14 protein-coding genes are annotated in these 16,393 nt (G+C 62.6%); 4 read left to right on the top strand and 10 right to left on the bottom strand.

Annotated elements, in window-relative coordinates; translation table 11 throughout:
- Positions 1 to 6: 6 nt before the first annotated feature.
- Entirely contained in the window at positions 7 to 1,530 is a 1,524-nt protein-coding gene (locus IFT75_RS09085; RefSeq protein WP_446731061.1) for an MFS transporter, read from the bottom strand.
- 130 nt (positions 1,531 to 1,660) lie between these two features.
- On the opposite strand from IFT75_RS09085, the gene IFT75_RS09080 reads away from it, so the two are divergent.
- From IFT75_RS09080 to IFT75_RS09070, 3 genes are all read left to right on the top strand, one after another.
- Entirely contained in the window at positions 1,661 to 2,437 is a 777-nt protein-coding gene (locus tag IFT75_RS09080) for an IclR family transcriptional regulator (protein ID WP_192054409.1), read from the top strand.
- 184 nt (positions 2,438 to 2,621) lie between these two features.
- Positions 2,622 to 3,296, top strand: coding sequence for a histidine phosphatase family protein (locus IFT75_RS09075; RefSeq protein ID WP_192054407.1), 675 nt, complete (start codon positions 2,622 to 2,624; stop codon positions 3,294 to 3,296).
- A 93-nt stretch (positions 3,297 to 3,389) separates the two neighbouring features.
- Positions 3,390 to 3,602, top strand: a complete 213-nt coding sequence (locus IFT75_RS09070) for a hypothetical protein (RefSeq protein ID WP_185793556.1) — start codon at positions 3,390 to 3,392, stop codon at positions 3,600 to 3,602.
- Positions 3,603 to 3,668: 66 nt separating this feature from the next.
- On the opposite strand, the gene IFT75_RS09065 is transcribed toward IFT75_RS09070, so the two are convergent.
- On the bottom strand, positions 3,669 to 4,403 hold the full coding sequence (locus tag IFT75_RS09065; RefSeq protein ID WP_192054405.1) for a WecB/TagA/CpsF family glycosyltransferase: 735 nt from the start codon (positions 4,401 to 4,403) through the stop codon (positions 3,669 to 3,671).
- Positions 4,404 to 4,584: 181 nt separating this feature from the next.
- Here IFT75_RS09065 and IFT75_RS09060 point away from each other — a divergent pair, with 181 nt between their 5' ends.
- On the top strand, positions 4,585 to 5,634 hold the full coding sequence (locus IFT75_RS09060; protein ID WP_342214248.1) for a glycoside hydrolase family 5 protein: 1,050 nt from the start codon (positions 4,585 to 4,587) through the stop codon (positions 5,632 to 5,634).
- Here the strand turns inward: IFT75_RS09060 and IFT75_RS09055 are convergent.
- The 8 genes from IFT75_RS09055 to gmd all read right to left on the bottom strand — a co-directional run bounded on the left by IFT75_RS09055 (position 5,618) and on the right by gmd (position 15,742).
- Positions 5,618 to 6,901: a hypothetical protein gene (locus IFT75_RS09055; protein WP_192054403.1), complete on the bottom strand. Its 1,284-nt coding sequence runs from the start codon at positions 6,899 to 6,901 to the stop codon at positions 5,618 to 5,620. The two genes, IFT75_RS09060 and IFT75_RS09055, sit on opposite strands and share 17 nt — an antisense overlap.
- A gap of 28 nt (positions 6,902 to 6,929) precedes the next feature.
- A complete protein-coding gene (locus IFT75_RS09050; RefSeq protein ID WP_122478509.1) occupies positions 6,930 to 7,877 on the bottom strand; it encodes a glycosyltransferase family 2 protein in 948 nt (315 codons plus the stop codon).
- Entirely contained in the window at positions 7,874 to 9,232 is a 1,359-nt protein-coding gene (locus IFT75_RS09045) for a lipopolysaccharide biosynthesis protein (RefSeq protein ID WP_185793558.1), read from the bottom strand. The genes IFT75_RS09050 and IFT75_RS09045 overlap by 4 nt, the downstream gene beginning before the upstream one ends.
- 14 nt (positions 9,233 to 9,246) lie before the next feature.
- Entirely contained in the window at positions 9,247 to 10,641 is a 1,395-nt protein-coding gene (locus IFT75_RS09040; protein ID WP_122478513.1) for an undecaprenyl-phosphate glucose phosphotransferase, read from the bottom strand.
- A 114-nt stretch (positions 10,642 to 10,755) separates the two neighbouring features.
- Complete coding sequence (locus IFT75_RS09035) at positions 10,756 to 12,978, bottom strand: GumC family protein (RefSeq protein WP_122478515.1); 2,223 nt, start codon at positions 12,976 to 12,978, stop codon at positions 10,756 to 10,758.
- A gap of 1 nt (position 12,979) precedes the next feature.
- The gene (locus tag IFT75_RS09030; RefSeq protein ID WP_122478517.1) at positions 12,980 to 13,486 is read right to left on the bottom strand and encodes a polysaccharide biosynthesis/export family protein; all 507 of its coding nucleotides are present in this window, start codon (positions 13,484 to 13,486) and stop codon (positions 12,980 to 12,982) included.
- A gap of 26 nt (positions 13,487 to 13,512) precedes the next feature.
- Positions 13,513 to 14,667 carry an outer membrane beta-barrel protein gene (locus IFT75_RS09025; protein ID WP_192054401.1) on the bottom strand — a complete coding sequence of 385 codons (1,155 nt, stop codon included), beginning with the start codon at positions 14,665 to 14,667 and terminating at the stop codon, positions 13,513 to 13,515.
- 43 nt (positions 14,668 to 14,710) lie between these two features.
- Positions 14,711 to 15,742, bottom strand: coding sequence for a GDP-mannose 4,6-dehydratase (gmd, locus tag IFT75_RS09020; RefSeq protein WP_122478519.1), 1,032 nt, complete (start codon positions 15,740 to 15,742; stop codon positions 14,711 to 14,713).
- Positions 15,743 to 16,393 lie beyond the last annotated feature (651 nt).

Here is a 16,393-nt window from a genome sequence, read left to right as displayed (position 1 = left end):
CGGATTTCATGACGGTACCGGGGGTTGCGGTGGATAGGCGCGTTTGGGCAGGGTTACCAACACCACCAGCAGCACGGCGATGAAGGCCAGCAGCGCGAGGAACGCGTCGCTGTAGCTGAGCACGAACGCTTGCGCGCGCACCCGACCGGCCATCTCGGCGGCCGGTTCGCCGTAGAGCGGCATCAGGCTCTGGTAGCTGCTGCCGAGCTGGTCGAGCAAGGTGTTGGAATGCAGGTGCTCGCGGGCGGTGACGAAATTCTCCAGCACCACGCCGGCCACCACCGAAGACAGCCCGCGCAGGGTGTTGACCATGGACGAGGCGAACGGGCCCTCCAGCGGATGAATCACGCCGGTGGCAATCATCAGCAACGGCACCACCACCATCGGCTGGCCGAACGTGTGCAGGGCCTGCAACAGATAGAAGTCGTCGCGGATCCATTCAGCGGTGATCTGCGAGCCGCCCAGCAGGGCCAGGGTCAGCAGGCCGAAACCGGCCGCCATCACATAGCGCGAATCCACCCAGTTGCGGTTGATGACGAACGCCACCAGTGGCGCGACGAGCAGCTGCGGCAAGGCGATGCACAGCGCGGTGGGCATGGTCTGCAGCGGCCGATAGCCCTGGATGTGGGTCAGGTAGCCTGCCGGAATCGCGCTGCCGGCCATGCCGACGAACAGGAACAGGCACAGCGTGGTGATGCCAAAGGCGAAGTTGCGCCGGCCCAGCAACTGCAGCTTGAACAGTGGCAGCGGGTGGAACCACTCGTTGAGCAGGAACAGCGGCAGGCAGACGCCGGCGCCGATCAGCAGCAAGGCAATCAACGGCGAGTCGAGCCAGTCGAGCCGCTCGCCCTGGGTCAGGCCGATGATCAGCATGCTGATGCCCGCGGTCCCGAGCAAGGCACCGCGCCAGTCGGCCTGCTTGAAGCGCTCCAGGCGCAAGGGATCCTGGGGCAGGCCATAGGCAATGCAGGCGGCGCCGATGAGGCACGCTGGAATGATCTGCCAGAACACCATGCGCCAGTCACCGCCCTCGGTCCACAGCGCGGCAAGCGGCATCGCCAGGTTCGGCCCGAAGGTGGCGGTAAGCGCATAGGCCGACAGCCCGTACAACTTGATGTGCCACGGCAGGAAACGCAGCGCGGCGGTCATCAGCAGCGGCGGCAGCGCCCCGCCGGCGAGGCCCTGAAGCACGCGCAACAGCAGCAGGCTTTCCAGATTGGGCGCGAACGGGCACAGTGCGCCGAAACCGGCGAAGGCCACGGTGACCACGATGGCGAAGCGGCGCAGCGAAAACGTTACCGCCAGCCAGGGCGCCAGCAGCATCGCCGAGACCTCGGCGGCCGCGTAGGCGGAACTGACCCAACTGCCTTCATCGTGGCCGAAACCGTAGATGCCCAGCAGGTCGGCCAGGGTAATGTCGGTGACACGGTCATTGATGCCGGACGTCAGCGCGGCGATCAATACGCCGATCAGGCCGAGTGCCAGACGCCCGCCGAAAGGGGCCGGGGCTGGAGGTGAAGGTGGGGACACAAAGAAATCCTGCTGGCGGCAACCGACGACAGACTGACTGTTGGCTCGGTAACCTGTTGACTGGTTAACCTGTTGGCTTAGCAAGTTATGCGATACACTGTACCGAACAGCGATACAAAAGGCAAATTACATGAGCAGCGACAATGATCGCAACGGCATTCAAGTGATCTCCCGGGCAGCGGCTATCCTGCGCTGCCTCGAAAGCGAACCGGACGGTCTGAGCCTGGGGGCGATCGCCAGGCGCATCGACCTGCCCCGCTCCACGGTGCAGCGGCTGGTCGACGCCCTGGCCCACGAAGAGCTGCTCAAGGTGCACGGCGCCGGCGGCGTGTGCCTGGGCCCGGCATTGATGCGCCTGGCCTCCAACAGCCATGTCGACATCATCCAGCAGGTCCGCCCCTATATGGAGGCACTGACCGAGCGCACCGGAGAAACCTCGGTACTGGTCAACCGCAACGGCACCCACCTGATGCTGCTGCACTCGGTGGTGTCGCCGCAGCCGTTGCGTGTCGCGCCCTCCTCCGGGAGTTTCCTCAGCGTCTACGCGACCTCGGGGGGCAAGGCATTGCTGGCCAAGATGAGCGACGAAGCCGTCGTGCAACTGCTCGGCCCGGTGCTCGAGCCGCTGACGCCCAGCACACCGGACCTGCCGCAATTGCTTGAACAATTGGCTGAGGTCCGCGCGCGGGACTATGCCTGCGACGCCAATGAGCACATGATGGGCGTTGGTGCCGTGGCCGTGGCCCTGCAGACCTCGCAAGGTCAGTACGCCCTGGCGCTGGTAGGTCCGGTATGGCGGGTCGAGGCGCAGCATGAGGTGTTTCGCCAGGCGTTGTTCGATACCCGCCAGGCCTTGACCCGTGCTCTGGGCGCAGGCCTGCGCACAGGCGAGACGTCGTCAATTTGAAACAAAATGCCACTATCTTGATTGGCACAAGTGCCGAACCTAAAGGCAACATGACACTCAGAGAGTCGCCCCTGCCACAGGATAACAGGCAGGAAAAACAAAGACAGGGAGACCCAGGCGGCTGCTCGCAGCACGCATTGGACGGGTGTGTCAGCTAACCCAAAGAGAGTTCAAGACCCATCCTATGAAAACTTTGAGCAACTGTGCCCGGCAGTTGAAACGCTACTACTACGCATTGCCCGCCATGCTGTTGGCCGGTACCTGTTCCTTCCTGGCTTTCGAAATCGGCGACAGCCGTGCGGCTCCAGTGGATGGCACGCAGACCCTGGTGTTCCTGCGCCACGCCGAGAAACCCGCCGGTGGCCTCGGCCAGCTCAACTGTCAGGGCCTCAACCGCGCACTGAACCTGGCCGAGGTGCTGCCACAACGGTTCGGCAATGCCGATTTCGTGTTCGCCGCCGACCCTGGCCGGCACGTCGAGGAAGGCGAGAACGACGAATCCTACAGCTACCTGCGCCCGCTGATGACCATCAGCCCCAGTGCGATCAAGCTCGGCCTGCCGGTGAACATCGAATACGGCGCCAACGACACCCAGGATCTGGCCAAGGAACTGATGCGCGACAAGTACCACAATGCCGTCATCTACACCGCCTGGTCGCATGGGTACCTGCCAGAGCTGATCAACGAGGTGGCCGGCCGAGCCGTAGGTCAGAAGATGAACATCACCGACGACTGGGAATCCGGCGATTTCGATTCACTCTACGTGCTGACCCTGACCTGGCACGACGGCAAGGCCAGCCTGCTCTCGCGCAACGTCAAGCAAGGCCTGGACAACGGCCATACGGCCTGCCCGGCCTGACCGCTGCCAGGGTCGTGTGAGCGGCACCAAGCGTTGCGAGGGAGGCTCGGGTATACTGCCCCTCCCTTTCAACGCGCTTGCCCCGGAGTCACCATGCCTGTCAGTCAACATCCCGATGCCGATCCGCTCGTCCAGGACGCCGAGCTCGACAGCCAGGCAGCGGTCCCGGCGTTCACCTTCCCGTTCAAGCCCGGTGCTTTCGCAGCCAAGGAAGCGGCTCGCTACCCCGGCGCCGGCAAGTCCAACCACGACAAGACCCCAGGCCGCGCGCCGAACGGCACGCGCCGCTCCATGGGCAAGCGCTGAGCGCCCGCCGCAAGCAAAACCCCGAATGCACAACGACAAAGCCACCCTAGGGTGGCTTTTTGATTTTCAGGGCTTCTGGCGCTGCTGGGAATACTGCCGCGCGATGATCGGCACGATACGCCGTCCGTCGTGCCAATAGCGCCCGGCCAGGCGACGCGGCTCGCTGAGGATGCGGTGCAGCCACTCCAGTGACAGCTTCTGCACCCACATCGGCGCGCGTTGCACCTTGCCCGACAGGAAGTTCAGCGCTGCGCCCGTGCACAAGCCTACGCCGTGGGCCAGGCCGCGGTCGGCGATCATCTTGCACAGCAGTTCCTGGCGCGGCGAACCGACCGACATGATCACCAGCTGCGCCCGATGCTGTTCGACGAACTGCAGGGTGGCCTCCACTTCTGCAGGGTTGTCGATGAAGCCCATCGGCGGGTTGTAGTGCAGGAACGTCACCGCCGGGTAGCGCTGGGCCAGCACCTGCAGCACATCGGTGGTCGAGCCGACGACCGTCACGGTCCAGCCTTCACGCTGGGCTTCATCCATCACCGACACGGTCAGGGTGCTGCCTGGGATGGCTTCGGGCACACCGGCGTCGAACTTGCGCAGCACGGGCATCAGTACTCGGCTGTCGCAGACCCGGTAGGCCGCCGCGTCATAGGCATTGCGGAAAACCGAGTCGCTTTCAAGCAGCACAACGTGGTTCACGTTGGCGGTAACCACGTAGCCAAACGGCTTGTTCACGTCGCCCTTGATGGCACGGATCAAGTGCGTTTGGTCACCTTTGTAGAAATCTATTCCAAAAACTTTCATCCAGGCCGTCCTATCAGTTCTAGAATGCGTTAATGCAGCGCCATAGAAAGGCTGCGGGAGCTTGGACGATTCGGCTTATTCGTCTGAAGCATGGTAATTGACTGGTTTCCATCCATAGGCTGAGCCAATGAACAGCAAAAGGTTGTATTCACGTGCAGATTCCGGGCGCGCAGTACCTTTCGTGCCTCAACTCCACCCGTCTCGTCCTCGTCGTGCACTGTTGAGTGCGGCGATGTCGATGGCGCTGGTGCTGGGCTCTGGCGCCGCATTCGCGGATGTGCCGATGGTTCAGATCAACGTATCGGGGGCAGAGTTCTCCGAGAATGCGTTTCCGGGCGTGGAAGGTACGCATTATTTCTTTCCGCGCGAAGGTTTCTTTGCCAACTGGAAGCGTCGCGGCATTCAAAGCGTGCGTTTTCCGCTCAAGTGGGAGCGCCTGCAACCCACGCTGGGTGGGGCATTCGACCCCACCTATGCCAAGTTGATCGACAAGATGCTGGTGCAGGCTGCACAGGCGAACATGCAAGTGATCCTCGACGTGCACAACTACGGGCGCTACCGCGGCAAGATCATCGGCACCAGGGAAGTCACCGTGGCTCACTATAAGAACCTCATGACTCAGATGGCCCGCCGCTGGAGCCCCTACAGTGCGCTGGCCGGCTACGACCTGATGAACGAGCCGCACGACGAATCCGACGCCATCTGGCCGACTGCGGCGCAGGCTGGCATCGACGCCATACGCAGCATCGACAAGACTCGTCCGATCTACGTCGAGGGCCGCTCGTGGGCCAGTGCCGAACGCTGGCCGCACTATAACGACGAGCTGCTCAAACTCAAGGACCCGTCGAACAAGCTGATCTTTTCCGCGCATATCTACATCGATCCAGACGGCAGTGGTAACTACAAGAATCGAATTTCCGGTAAATGGGATCCGGATATCGGGGTAAACCGAGCCAAGCCCTTCGTCGAGTGGCTCAAGCGCAACGGCAAGAAAGGCCACATCGGCGAGTTCGGCGTCCCTGACAATGACCCCCGCTGGCTGGACGCGGCCGAGCGGCTGCACAAGTACCTGGCCCTGCAGTGCATGCCGCTCACCTACTGGTCGAGCGGCCCTTACTGGGGTGGCTACTTCATGGCGGTCGAGCCGATCAACGGCAAGGCCCGTCCTCAATGGTCGGTCATGGGCAGGTACCTGAAAGAGCCGAAGTGCAAGGCTATCGGCCCGACCTGATCGCCAGGCCCACAGGGCCGGCCGGTCGTTCCAGTGGACGATCGGCCGGTTGCGATGCCGGCACCCTCACCTGACCGTAATAGACGAATGCCGCAACCGCGAGCGCTGCGATGTTGCCGTCGTACATCATGGCCGGCGACAGGAACAGATTGATCAGGTTGAAGCACATGTCCAGGACGAAGGCAGCCAGCAGGTCGCCTTTGTTGCGGCATTGACGGCTGATTCTCCAGAATCCGACGAAGTACACCAGAATGATCAACGGCATGATGAAGCCGTAGCGATACAGCACGCCCAGCAAGCCCACGTCCGACAGGTAGAAGTACGAGCTGTACAGGCGCGAGAACCCGCCCTGCCACTGCAGCGACAACGCCCCCATCCCTACGTACCAGTTCGCCGCGGTATCACGCAGAATGATCGCCGTGGTATCGGCACGCACCCCACCCGGCTCGGTCGCTTCCTGCACCAGGGCCATCAGTCGCTCGTACTGCGCTTCGAACGGCGCCGGCATCACCATGTAGGCGATTCCGCCCACCACGATCATTGCCAGGCCCAGCTTGACCAGCACATGCAGGTGCGCGCGGAAGATCCACAGCGCCGCCAGGGTCCACACCAGCATCGTGTTACGCGTCTGCAGAACCAGCCACAGGTAGGCGGTGAACAGGCCGAGCAACAGCACCGGGACCAATTCGATACGACGGCGCAGGCGGTACATCAGCATCATCGCGCACAGCGACACATACGACCCGCCAATGCTGAAGCGATCCGGACGCAACGGGTTGAGGCCGTAGTCCTTCTCGTCGACGTTGAACGCGACCGCGGCGTTTTCCGGGACGATCTTGAAGTAGTAGAGAAAGCCTACCGCAACGCACGCCAGGCCACCGATCAGGAAATAGCGCTCGAGCTGCTCCTGGGTCGGTTGCGCCTTCAACATCAGGTACAAGGCCGGGAAGAACAGCAGGTAGAGGAAGTTGCGGCGCTCTTCGAGCAGGCCGTAGAACAGCGGCTGCTCGAAGTGATACCAGGAGAACAGTGCGGACATCACCGGCAGGGCCACGCCCATGAACAGGATCCACATACTGGCCCGTGACTGCCACGGGCGTTGCCACATGGCCAGCAACAGCACCGCTGCGCCCACCACACCGGCCAGGTACAGCTCACGCAGGTACGGCAGCCCCGCCAGCTTGTTGTCGGTCAGGAAAACGAAGCCGGAGTTGACCACCACCAGCAGGCACAGCAACGTGCGCGGATTGAACAAAGCCTGGAGCATGTCCGTTACCTCGTGGACGATAGATCACTCAGCGCCATTTGAACGCCAAGCCCTCGGTGATGCCCTTGATGCCGAACTTGATGTTCTTGGCACTGCCGCGGTTCTGCAGCACGGTGATCGCGCCCAGCGCGATCGCCGAGACGAAGGTGCACGCGGTCGAATGAAAGCGCTTGTTGTACATGATGGCCGCGCGGTTGCGGTAGAAGTGGAACATGTGGCTGCGGCCACGGGTGCTGCCGCTGTCGCCATGGCGAGCGAAGCTGTTCAGAGCGACACGACCATGCCAGCCCACGGCGGCGGCGCGACGTTCCCAGTCCACTTCTTCGGAATACATGAAGTAGCGGTGGTCCATCATGCCGACCTCTTCGATCACCTCGCGACGCACCATCAGGCTGGCGCCCATCAGGTAGTCGGGCTCGGGCAGGCCGGCTGTGGCCAGTTGCGTGCGATCCAGGTTCTTGCCCATCAGCTTGGTCTTGCCCAGCCAGGGGAAGAGCATTCCGCCACCCACGCACTGGACCACCTGTGGCCGGTCCGAATACACCAGCACGGAAGCCGAGAAGCCGCATTTGGGCGACTGCTCCAGGGTATCGCGCAGCGCTTCCAGCGCACCGGCCTCGACGGTCACGTCGTTGTTGAGCAGCCAGATGTAGCGATAGCCTGCGCGTATCGCGTAGTCGATGCCCACGTTGTTGCCGCCGGCGTAGCCGTGGTTGCCTTCGTTGACGATCAAGACGCGCTCATGGGGCGTGTCATAGCTGCCGGCGGCGCGCTCGTCGATCACCCGTACGTCCGGGCCGGTCGAATCGTTGAGGAACTGCTGCAGGCGCGACACGCTGTCGTCCTTGGAATCATTGTCGATCACCACGACGGGAACGCGGCAGTGCGCGTCCAGAGCACGGATGCAGTCGATGGTGGTATCGGCGCCATTCCAGTTGAGGATGATCGCGCATACGTCATTATTGGATCTGGTCATGCTTCAGCCTCCTGTAGAGTGCCACGCTGGCGGTTCTGCCAGGCACGCGCCTTGAATACGACGATCGACAGCATCGCCAGATAGATGAAAATGTTTGCTGCCGCGATGGCCATCACCACCGCCAGGGCCGAGCCGCCCCAGAAGGCGCCCAGGGCCACCGCGCCGAAGCGCAGCGAAGTCGCGAAGACTTCGAAGCCCAGGAAGTAGGCCTGCAGACGCAAGGCCGGGATGGCCACTTCGCACGGCATCGCCGCGAACCGGGCCAATTCCGCCAGGGCCAGCCAGCGCGCGTATTCGCCCGCTTCGTGCCACTGGGCACCGAAGGCCACGGTGAACAGCCAGGGCCCGGCAATGACCAGGATCAGGAAACCCGCCGAGCCGATCGCCGTCATCGCGCCGACGCCCTTGAGCAGCAGGCCGACCACCGCTTCACGCGCATGGACGGCGGCGGCGATACGCGGGTAGAAGACGCTGCCCATGGCCTTGCCGATGAAGTTGCTGGGCATTGCCAGCACTTGCAGGCACAGGGCGAAATAGCCGGCCGGTATGGCGCCGAACAGCGAGGCCAGTACCAGTGTGGGCATGTGCACCGACAAGGCGTTGATCAACACCTGCGGGGCACGGAAAAGTGGGAAGTCGCGGTATTCGCTGGCCAGTTGGCGCAGGGTCTTGCGCGGCGCTTCGTCGGTTTCGGCAACCTCGGCCGGGGCCGGCTTGCTCATGGCCATGCCGATCAGGATCAGCAGGCTGTGCACCACGTAGTACAGGGCGCTGGTGACCACCAGCATGGTTGCGCTGTTGTTGAACAGGCCGCCGACACTGCGCATGCCGTTGTAGACCAGCGCATGGCTGGTGGCGGCTCGGGCGGTCAGGCGATAGCGCCCATGGCGGTAGAGCCACTGCTGCAGCACTTCGAGCACCGCCGAGCTGAACATCACCAGCGGTAGCAGCATCAGGTATGGGGTGAGCAGTGACAGGTTCCAGCGCTCGGCCAGCATCGGCCCCCACCACAACAGCACGCCGGCAACCAGTATGGAAACCAGCAAGGCGACCACGGTCGCCAGCTTGGCCAGTCCGCTGGCGTCGCGGTGGGTCTGCGGCAGGACGATGGCCATCGACCAGGTCAGGCTGCAGGCCGGGATCAGAATGATCGTCAGGCTGAGGAAGGTACCCACCACCCCGAACGCTTCGGGGCCGTAGATACGCATGATCACCGGGATCAGCGCGAGGTTGATCAGCTGCGCGCCGGCCGAGCCGCCGAGCGCAGTCGCCAGATTCCGCACCATGCGGTTCTGGCGCAACTGCTGAATGAGGCCGGGGGCCGGTGTCGGCCCCTGGCTCAAGTCGTGTTCCATCCCAGCCTCCGGGCTCAATAGATGTTCCGTGAGAACAGGGTGAACGGGGTCTTGATCAGGATCTTGATGTCCAGCCACAACGACCAGTGATTGATGTAGGCCAGGTCACGCTCCAGGCGCCCCTGCATCTTGTCCAGGGTATCGGTTTCGCCACGGAAGCCGCTGACCTGGGCCAGGCCGGTGATGCCTGGCTTGATGCGATGACGTGCCATGTAGGCCATCAATTTGTCGCAGTAGTAATGGTTGTGGGCGATGGCGTGGGGACGCGGACCGACCAGGGCCATTTCGCCGCGCAGTACGTTGATCAGCTGTGGCAGCTCGTCGAGCGAAGAACGACGCAGGAACGCACCGACGCGGGTTACGCGCGAATCGTTGCGGGTGGCCTGCTTCACTTCCTGGTCGTCGTGCATGCGCATCGAACGGAACTTGTAGACGTGAATCACGGTGCCGTTGCAGCCGTCGCGACCCTGGCGGAAGAACACCGGGCCTGGCGAGGACAGCTTGACCGCCACTGCGCAGCTGATCAGTACCGGTGCCAGGGCGATGATCGCCAGCAGCGCCAGGCTGCGGTCGATCAGGTCCTTGGCCATGGCCGCAGCAGGGTGCGAGCTCAGCGGGGTTTCGTTGAGGTAGATGGCCGGGAACTGCTCGATCTGCGAGATCGACTGGTTGAGCAGCATCATGCTGCCGAAGTCCGGCACCCAGACCACGTCCACCGCCAGGTCGAGCAGGTCGACGTAGATCGATTCGATCTGCACCATGCGATCCAGTGGCAGGGCGATGTACACCCGACGCACTTGCTCGCGCTGAACGATGTCGCGCAGTTCGTCGAAACCGCCCAGGTGCGGCACGCCCGGCACCGGTACCCAGTCGGCATCGACTTCGGCGTCCGGCGCGATGACGCCCAGCACCGGAACCCGCGGCTTGAGCTGGCGCGCCAGCTTGCCGGCCAGTTCACCGGCGCCGATGATCACGGCCTTGCGCTCGTTCTTCAGGCGCTGGTTGTGGCGGTTGAGCAGGAAGCGCAGCGGGATGAAGGTTGCCGCCTGGGCCAGGAAACCGTAGGCGATCAGCTTGACGGCCATGCCGGGCGCCAGCGTCTGCGGGCTGCCACTGAGCCAGATGACCACGGCCAGGGCCGCGACCAGGGTCAGCCAGCCGCCGAGCAGGCGCAACAGGCCGCTCAGGTAGTTCAGGCGCTTGTGGTAAACGTGCAGGAAACTGTAGACGGGGACCGAAGCAAGAACCCCGATCATCATCAGGACCCGATACTGGGGCGGGAATTCGTTGAAGTGTGCGTACAGGACACTGAATGTCAGCGCGCATGCCAGCGTGGCACCCGCGAGCCACATGGTCCAGAACGTCAGGCCCCGACGATTTACCATCGGGTGCAAGCGAGGCGCAATCATAGATGTATCCTCTGCAGACAAGTGCGGCGTGGTTGGGCATTTTCCGTAACGCGACCAGCCGTGCGCACGGCTCACCCCGAAGGGAGAGCGGCGCGGCTGCAAGGTCGGAAAGGTTTACTGAGCCGGGGCTGCCGGCAGGTAGTCATAGTAGTGGTCGCGACGCTGACCGGGTTCGGGACGCGACACCTGGTTGAGGACCACACCGGTGATCGGCGCGCCGGTCTGCAACAGCTGACCGATGCTCTTGCGCACGAGCGGCATGCTGGTGGCTTCGGACTTGATCACGTAGATCACCGAATCGGCCATGCCGCACAGCAGTGCTGCGTCACTCACCGACTGGCTGGCCGGGGTGTCCAGAATCACGCGGTCGTAGCGGTGGCGTGCCCACTCCAGGAAGGTCTGCATGCGCGTGCTGGCCAGCAGTTCCTGAGGGTTGTACGGCATTTCACCAGCGCAGATCACGTCCAGGCTACCGATGGTCTGCAGGCAGTCATCGACGCCCGCCTTGCCCGCCAGTAACTCGGCCAGGCCGATGTGCTGAGCGTCCAGGCCCAGGTTGGTGGCCACTTTCGGACGGCGCAGGTCGGCTTCCACCAACAGCACGCGTTCGACGCGGGCCATGGCACCGGCCAGGTTGATCGCCAGGGTGGTCTTGCCTTCGCCCGGAGTGGTCGAGGTCAGGACCAGGGTCTTGCGACGTACATCGTCGTCGTTGAGCATCACGCCGGTGCGCAGGGTACGTACGGCTTCGGCGAATGCCGCGTCGTCGTTGCGCTCGAACTGGCGGTGGATGCGCGAACGGTTGCGGCGCTTGAGCAACGGCACCACGCTCAGTACCGGCAGCTGCAGGGCACGCTCGACGTCGGCGCTGTTCTTGAAGCTGTTGTTCAAGGCTTCACGCAGCAGGGCAATGGCGCAACCGGCGATCAGCGACAGCAGCGCGGCCAGCACTACCAGAATGGCCTTGCGCGGAGTGGTCGGGAACAGCGGTGCAATGGCAGGGTCGACCACGCGGGCGTTGCCCGAGACCAGGTCGGCAGTCGCCATGGTTTCGCGCAGCTTGGTCATGAACGTGTTGTACACGTCACGGTTGCTGTCGACATCGCGCTGCAGTTCACGCAGGGCGAACTCCTTGCGGGAGATGTCCTGGATTTCCTGCTTGTTGGTGTTGAACGAGGAGCGCAACGAGTTCTCGTTGTCCTGCGCCAACTGGTAGTTGTGCTGCAGACCGGCGACGACCTGGCTGACCTGGCTGCGCAGGCTGGCCTGGGCGGCTTGCAGTTCGGAGCGCGCGGCAACCATCTGCGGATGCTTGTCGCCGTAGCGCTGGCTGTACTCGTCGACCCGCGCCTGGGCAGTAGCGGCCACGGCCTGGAACTGCTGGATCACCGGGTTGTTGATGACCGCAGGCACGCTGGACAGGTCCAGGTTGCCACCGCGGGCCAACAGACCCTGCACCTGACGGTACTGGCTCTGGGCATCGGCACGTTCGCGGCGTGCGTCGACCAGACGGTCGCTGGTACGAGCCAGTTCGTTGGCAGTGATGGTAGCCACGCCGCCGACATCGACCAGGCCCTGGCCATCGCGATAAGCCTGCAACTTGCTTTCAGCCTGCTGCAGCTGGGTGCGCAGCTCGACCATGCGGGTGTTCATCCAGCGGCTGGCGGTCAGCGATTCCTGCTGCTGCGAGTTCTGCCGGCTGGCCAGGTAACCCTGGGCCAAGGCGTTGGCGGTGGCCGCGCCGGTTTCGGCATCGGCCATGGTCACGCCGATGCTGACCAGGTGGCTCTTGCCCACGACGGTCACGCTGGTGCGCTGGCGCAGTTCCATCACGGCGCTGTTGAACGCCTGCTGCTCGGTGTAGTTGAGCTCCTGGTGCCAGCTCTGCGGGAACCAGTCGGCATGCCAGTTGGACAGCTGGGCCTTGATCTTGGCCAGGCGCGACTGCTTCTGCCGTGGGTCCAGTTCCTCGTGGTGCGACAGGTCGAGCTCGCGCACGGCGCGCTCGGCCACTTCGCGACTCTGGATCAGGCCCATCTGGGTCTGCAGGTAATCGCTGTTGGGATCGGGACGGTCCGGCGTCTGCTGGAACGTGATGACCTGGTTACCGCTTGGCTCGATGACCAGAGTGGCAACGGAGCGATAGGTCGGGGTCATGTTCAGCGCGTAGATCACGGCGGCGGCGGTGCCTACCGCGAACACGCCGAGGATCATGCCGCGGCGACGCCACAGCGTGCGCCACAGTTTGCGCGAATCCAGCGCATCGCGTTCTTCTGACGCGGGCACAGCCTGCCAGGGAGCAACGCCCTGGCTGTTTCTTACGGCAATCTGGCTCATGTCAGAAGAACCCCTGGTCAATGGTGATGGTGTCGCCCGGTTCTACCGGTGTTGCCAACTGGGCCGCTTTGGCACTGCCGCCGCGATTGATGTTGATGCGGTTGACCGAAGCACGCTCGGTCAGGCCGCCGGCCAGCGCGATGGCACGGTCCATGGTCAGGCCCGGCTTGTAGGGATACCCACCCGGTGCCTTGACTTCGCCGCCAATATAGAAGGGGCGGTATTCGACCACGCTCACGGTCACTTTCGGATCTTTGAGGTAATCACCGCTCAGACCCTTGGTGATGACGCGTTCGATCTCGTCGGTGGTCTTGCCCAGGGCTTTCACGTTGCCGAGAAAGGGGTAGGAAAAGGTACCGGAATCGTTGAGGTGGACTTCCTCGTTGGTCAGATCGGGTTCACCCAGTACGGACACCCGGATGACATCGCCCGAAGCGAGTTTGTAGGCATCGGCCTGGGCTCCCAGGCTGAACAGTGCCAGTACGACAATCAATGCATGCTTGAACATGGTGGCTTCTCCCCTTTGGGTTGAGTTCACAGGGACAGCTTGAGGCTGAGCAGGTAGATGTTGCGAACGTAGTCTTCGCTGTTCACGTTCGAGTTGTTGTCGACGCGGCTGTAGCCCAGGCCAACCTCGGCCCAGCGGCTGGCGGTGTAGATGATCTCGGCGCCGGCGGCGTTCTGCTTGTCGTCGCGACCGCCCGTGCCCAGGTACTCGCGATCTGCATAGCGATAGTTGACGTCGGTGGCGAAGAACGACGACCAGCTGTGGCGCCAGCCCAGGCGGCTGCTGGTCACGTGCACGGTGTTGGCACCGTCGTCACCTTCGTCGAAGGCGCGGCGCATGTTCACCGAGATGGTGGAATAGGTGCGTGGTTTGTAGTCCATGCCCACTTCCCAGGTGCCGCTGCCGTAGTCGTTGCTCTGCGAGCTTTCGAAATCCTTGCGCTCGTAACCCAGGCGGGCGGTACCGCTGAGCTTGGCGGTGACATCGCGGTCGATACCGAACAGCACGCGGTTGCCCTTGCTGTTGCGACGATCGAAGTCCAGGTAGTCGTAGTCGACATGGTTCAGCTCGACCAGGGCGCGGGTGCTGCCGCCCAGGCGATGGAACCAGGTACCGCTGACGCTGGTAGCGTCGTATTCCTTGTCATCGTTGATGCCGTCGGCATTGCGATAGCGCTGCTGACGATAGCCACCGCCCAGTTCGATCTGGTTCATGGCGCTGAGTGCGCCAAAGGTGTACTTCAGGCGACCGCCCTGACGGGTGTACTTGTCGTTTTCGCGCTCGTCGGCGGAATCGACGGTTTCTTCACCACGCTTGTAGTCGAGAATGGCGTCCAGACGATTGCGCGAATCGAAGGCCCACACGCCGCTCAGCTCGGCATCGTGGTCGATGTGACTGGCGTCGGCGTGGTCCAGGTAGGTCTGGCTGTCGGCCGAATACTGGAACTTGTAGCCGGTGTTGCGGGTTTCGCGGGTAAACAACAGGGTCGGCTTGACCGAGGTGATCCACGACGCGTCCTCATTGCGATCCACTGCACGAAAGTTGTCGTCGTAGCGTTCGCTTATCTCCAAAGTCGGAGTGAAGTTCACGGGACCAAGCTCGACTTTTGCCGGTTCCAACGCCCAAGCGCTCAAGGGCCAAGGCGCCAGCGCCAGGCATGCCATCCACTGTTGTTTATTCATATCCATTCCCACTGCCGTGATTCGGGGTAGACGCCAAGGGCGCCTAGAAAGAAAAGCCGATTTCGTTGCGTCGCAGATCTGCCTCGACCATCATTCGGCAAAGCTCCTCGAGACTGGTCTGCGGCTGCCAGCCCAGTATCTCGCGCGCCTTGGCCGGATCACCGATCAACAGATCGACTTCGGCCGGACGGTGAAACATCGGGTTGACCTTGACCAGCACCTTGCCGGTCGCGCGGCAGGTGCCGCATTCCGCATCATCCTTGCCCGACCAGTCCAGGCTGATGTCCACAGCCTTGAACGCCATGCTGACGAAATCGCGCACGGTTTCGGTACGGTTGGTCGCCAGCACGAAGGTGTCGGGTTCGTCGGCCTGCAGCATGCGCCACATGCCTTCCACGTATTCCTTGGCGAAACCCCAATCGCGCTTGGCGTCGAGGTTGCCCAGTTCGAGCACGTCGAGCTTGCCGAGCTTGATCTTGGCCACGCTGTCGGTGATCTTGCGGGTCACGAACTCACGGCCGCGCAGTGGCGACTCGTGGTTGAAAAGGATGCCGCTGGTGGCGAACAGTCCGTAGGACTCGCGGTAATTGATGGTCATCCAGTGGGCGTAGAGCTTGGCGACACCGTACGGGCTGCGCGGATAGAACGGCGTGCTTTCGATCTGCGGGATCGCCTGCACTTTGCCGAACATCTCAGAGGTGGACGCCTGGTAGAAGCGGATCTTCGGATTGACGATGCGGATCGCTTCGAGCAGGTTGACCACCCCTACTCCGGTGATCTCGGCGGTAGTCAACGGCTGGTCGAACGACACGCCGACGAAACTCTGTGCCGCAAGGTTGTAGACCTCGGTGGCTTCGGTGTTCTGCAGCAGGCGAATGCTGGCCGACAGGTCGGTCAGGTCGTACTCGACCAGGTGCAGGTTGGCGTGGCCAGCGACACCCAGCTCTTCCAGGCGCCAGAAATTCACCGAACTGGTGCGGCGGTAGGTACCGTAGACGGTGTAGCCTTTCTCCAGCAACAGCTGCGTCAGATACGCTCCATCCTGGCCGGTTACACCGGTGACAATCGCTTTCATGCAAATCTCCAGAGTCTTTGGTAAGCAACAACGACCGGTGCAACGCCAACGGCACATCCTGCGAAGCTGACCTTGGACAAGCTATTGCGACAAGGTTCAGTCCGGACGTCGTTTAAACGCAGCATCGGAGCAAAAAAAACAGGTACACCTCTCGTTTAGTCCTCAAAGGCGCTGAAACGAATCGGAGTGACCCAGGCATTGGCGATCTCGTGCGACCCACAGGTCGCTGTTTGTCAGTGCCGACTCTGGGGCGGCATCGGTAAGGCGAGGTGATACTAGGTGGCAGAAGTCCGGCAGTGCAAGCCGAGTGCTATCACCCGCATGTAAATAAATTATCAGGGCTGTATTTTTTTAGAAAGTACTTATAAATCAGTTGCTTATGCAAACTGGATTGATGGCGCCAAATATCTGCAGGCCCAATTCGTCAATTTTATTGGCGTCAATGAAGCTCATGGCGACAGTGTATGGCAGATCGCCAGCGCAAAGCGACGGTTCATTGGCGAAATTGCCCACCGCCCGACGACCGACACGCTACAGCCCCCGGTGGCCGAGGGCTGCACCTATCGGCCACGGAACACTGTGCAACGCACGCGAAACAGGTTTGCGGCCGTACCGCCAGAACCCTGACCGTTGGCGAAGGCACAAACGCCA

The organism is Pseudomonas sp. CFBP 8758 (genome assembly GCF_014841725.1).
Lineage (GTDB): Bacteria > Pseudomonadota > Gammaproteobacteria > Pseudomonadales > Pseudomonadaceae > Aquipseudomonas > Aquipseudomonas baltica.
This window is presented reverse-complemented; position numbering and strand designations above follow the sequence as displayed.

Excerpts from the sequence above, each read along its gene's own strand:
- IFT75_RS09080 (WP_192054409.1), top strand. The coding sequence starts at position 1,661 with ATGAGCAGCGACAATGATCGCAACGGCATTCAAGTGATCTCCCGGGCA.
- IFT75_RS09075 (WP_192054407.1), top strand. The coding sequence starts at position 2,622 with ATGAAAACTTTGAGCAACTGTGCCCGGCAGTTGAAACGCTACTACTAC.
- IFT75_RS09070 (WP_185793556.1), top strand. The coding sequence starts at position 3,390 with ATGCCTGTCAGTCAACATCCCGATGCCGATCCGCTCGTCCAGGACGCC.
- IFT75_RS09065 (WP_192054405.1), bottom strand. The coding sequence starts at position 4,403 with ATGAAAGTTTTTGGAATAGATTTCTACAAAGGTGACCAAACGCACTTG.
- IFT75_RS09055 (WP_192054403.1), bottom strand. The coding sequence starts at position 6,901 with ATGCTCCAGGCTTTGTTCAATCCGCGCACGTTGCTGTGCCTGCTGGTG.
- IFT75_RS09050 (WP_122478509.1), bottom strand. The coding sequence starts at position 7,877 with ATGACCAGATCCAATAATGACGTATGCGCGATCATCCTCAACTGGAAT.
- IFT75_RS09045 (WP_185793558.1), bottom strand. The coding sequence starts at position 9,232 with ATGGAACACGACTTGAGCCAGGGGCCGACACCGGCCCCCGGCCTCATT.
- IFT75_RS09040 (WP_122478513.1), bottom strand. The coding sequence starts at position 10,641 with ATGATTGCGCCTCGCTTGCACCCGATGGTAAATCGTCGGGGCCTGACG.
- IFT75_RS09035 (WP_122478515.1), bottom strand. The coding sequence starts at position 12,978 with ATGAGCCAGATTGCCGTAAGAAACAGCCAGGGCGTTGCTCCCTGGCAG.
- IFT75_RS09030 (WP_122478517.1), bottom strand. The coding sequence starts at position 13,486 with ATGTTCAAGCATGCATTGATTGTCGTACTGGCACTGTTCAGCCTGGGA.
- IFT75_RS09025 (WP_192054401.1), bottom strand. The coding sequence starts at position 14,667 with ATGAATAAACAACAGTGGATGGCATGCCTGGCGCTGGCGCCTTGGCCC.
- gmd (WP_122478519.1), bottom strand. The coding sequence starts at position 15,742 with ATGAAAGCGATTGTCACCGGTGTAACCGGCCAGGATGGAGCGTATCTG.